The sequence below is a fragment of the Sphingobacterium bovistauri genome (assembly GCF_020295405.1).
Taxonomy (GTDB): domain Bacteria; phylum Bacteroidota; class Bacteroidia; order Sphingobacteriales; family Sphingobacteriaceae; genus Sphingobacterium; species Sphingobacterium bovistauri.
This window is the reverse complement of record NZ_JADEYP010000063.1, coordinates 1-1,773: the sequence shown is the minus strand read 5'-3', so window position 1 is coordinate 1,773 and position 1,773 is coordinate 1. Positions and strand designations below refer to the sequence as shown.

The following is a 1,773-nucleotide window of genomic DNA, read 5'->3' as shown; positions in this document are numbered from 1 at the left end:
TTTTATTTCGATTTTTAAGAAAACTTCTAATTGTTAAGCTGCATACTTGGATACAGAGGATATTTTGGATATTTTGTAATTATTGACAGTTTTGGATTCTGTTTTATTGCTAATAGAAGAGTTTATAGAGGTGTTTCTTGTTATTTTTACCCATTTTCGTAGATTATGGGCAATTGCCATTAATGCAAACTCAATATCGACTTTCTCCAATCCTCGCATTGTAAATCTATTGAACTTATTGTTACTTTTCAATTGCCCGAAAACGGCTTCCACTTCGACCGGCCGTTTACTCCGATGATAAAGACCTTTTTCAGAAAGCAATCTCTCTTTAGCCTGGGCTTTTAATTGAGCTAGCCTATGATTAATTTCAATCGTTCTATTTCCCTCTGCCTTATGACATTGTCCCCGCATGGGGCATCCCTCACAACGCTGAGCTTGGTAAATACTGACTTGAGCGACATATCCATTGGTACTAGTTCGCTCGGCCTGTTTCCATAAAGTCAATTTCTGTCCAGCAGGGCATACCAAGAAGTCCTCCTGCGCGTTGTAAAAGAGATTTTGTACCAGAAATGGATTGCTCTCTTGCTTTCTCTTTTGCTCCATATGAAAGTAATTATACTTCACATACGAAACTATTCCCTTACCCTCCATTAATTCATAATTCTGTTCACTGCCATAGCCTGCATCAGCTACAATTTCTTCACTCTGCACCTGATACTGCGCTTCAAAACTGTCTAAATGCGCCCCTAGGGTAACCGTGTCGGCTGTTGTCTGATGAATACTATATTGGGTGATGAATTGATTTTCTGTGCTGATCTGGGCATTATAAGCTGGTTTTAGTTGGCCATTCTTCATGTGATCATCTTTCATACGCATGAACACGGCGTCGGGATCGGTTTTACTGTAACTATTACGGTCACCTAGAATTTCCAACTGCTGTTCATATTTTTCTAATCGAGGGAGATAGTCTTCTTCCAGTTTTTTGAGGTGTTTATGCGTGGCCTTACTTTTTTCTTGAATATCGGCATTGAGCTGATCCATTTTCTTCTTCAGCTCAATGCTATCTATAGGTTTGGGAGTCTCTTGTCTGCTTAGCTCAGATTGATCCTGTTTAATCTGCTCATCAATATCGGCCAGCACGGATGTGATATTAGCTTCCAGTTTAGCTTTATTCTTTTCAACGGATTTCTTCCAAACAAACGTATAACGCCCCGATGCAGACTCAAGCTTGGTACCATCAATATACTGAACCTTCAGACTGACATATTCTAATTCATGAAGCATGCGAACGATATCACCAAAAAGTGTCTGGATAATGCCCTTGAGCCGTTTACCACGAAAGTAATTAATCGTACGATAGTCCGGAGTGCTATTACCCGAAAGCCACATAAAATATATATTCTCCCCAAGTGCTTTCTCGATTTTACGGCAGGAATAGATATTATTCAAATACGCGTAAAATAGAACCTTGATAAGCATGCGGGGATGATAGCTCGTCGTCCCACCTCCTTTATATAATTTAATGATATGATCCAAGTTCAGATCATCAACAACCTGATTAACCAAACGCGCAGGATGATTCGGTGAGATCTTCTCAAAAATATTCTCAGGAAATAAACTTGGACTATTGGATGGTAAGGCTTTAAATTGTACTTTCATATCGTTTTTTGGGTGCACCTCAATTTACAAAAAATTGAGGACAAAAAACATAAGCCCCGCCATTATTTTTTAATGACGGGGCTCTTTAATTAACAGACCTTTTTAGACAGCCTC

The 1,773-nt window shown here is 39.1% G+C and carries 1 protein-coding gene; it reads right to left on the bottom strand.

Annotated elements, in window-relative coordinates; all coding sequences use genetic code 11:
* Window positions 1–33 precede the first annotated feature (33 nt).
* Window positions 34–1,659: an IS1182 family transposase gene (locus IPZ78_RS17145; RefSeq protein ID WP_225555200.1), complete on the bottom strand. Its 1,626-nt coding sequence runs from the start codon at window positions 1,657–1,659 to the stop codon at window positions 34–36.
* Between the last annotated feature and the right edge of the window lie 114 nt (window positions 1,660–1,773).

Bases quoted from the DNA above. Each gene is read 5' to 3' on its own strand.
- IPZ78_RS17145 (WP_225555200.1), bottom strand. From the start codon at position 1,659: ATGAAAGTACAATTTAAAGCCTTACCATCCAATAGTCCAAGTTTATTT.